The sequence below is a fragment of the Candidatus Protofrankia californiensis genome, assembly GCF_900634765.1.
GTDB lineage: Bacteria > Actinomycetota > Actinomycetes > Frankiales > Frankiaceae > Protofrankia > Protofrankia californiensis.
On record NZ_CAAAFT010000493.1, the window covers coordinates 12985 to 13688 of the forward strand.

Below are 704 nucleotides of genomic sequence, written 5' to 3' on the forward strand. Positions count from 1 at the left end.
CGCTGGCCGCGGCCGTCACGGCAATCGTCGGGGTGGACGTCACCCACTCGACCCTCGTCGCCTTCTCCCGAGTCGAGGGCCGGCTGTCGGGGTTCGTCTACGGCAACATCGTCGAGATGGTCGCCTGGATCCTCGGGTTGGCCGCGGCCGTCCTGCTGGTGCGGCGCTCGACCGCCGGCCCTTACCTCGCCGGGACCGCCGGCTTCGTCATCGCCATGGTCGGCGGTTTCGGCGACCTGGGCGTGCTGTACCGGGCCAGCGCCCCGATCGCCGGGCCGATGGACCTTGCCCGGACGCTGACCGCGATCACCATCGGCATCGGCTTCGGCCTGCTCGGCGCCACGGCGCTGGTGTCCCGCCGGCGCGGATCGCGCAAGCGGACCGATCCGGGACAGAACGGTCCGGATCGGACCGACCCGAAGCAGACCGACCCGCAACGGAACGGCCGGCAACCGACCGGCATGCTCCCCGCACAGCGGGATATGGCAAGCTGACCGCCGTGAGTGCGCGCACGGCACTGCCCGCCGTCGCCGGAATGCCCGCGGTTCCCGGAACGCCCGCAGTTCCCGTGACGGCCGCCGGGCGAAGCATGCGCGCGTCCACCTTTGCCGGCTCCTCGGTCTGTCTCGCTGTGGCGGCGCATACCGCGGCCGGCGGCCACCGGCCGTCCGCGGCCCTGTTCCTGGGCGCGTTCGGGCTGATCA

General features: G+C 73.0%; 2 pseudogenes. Both read left to right on the forward strand.

The features are described 5' to 3' along the window. Positions 1-494 (forward strand): annotated as a pseudogene (locus DD1DGNOD_RS25750) (hypothetical protein); the annotation flags it as partial. 5 nt (positions 495-499) lie between these two features. Continuing rightward, positions 500-704, forward strand: a pseudogene (locus DD1DGNOD_RS27555) (hypothetical protein); the annotation flags it as partial.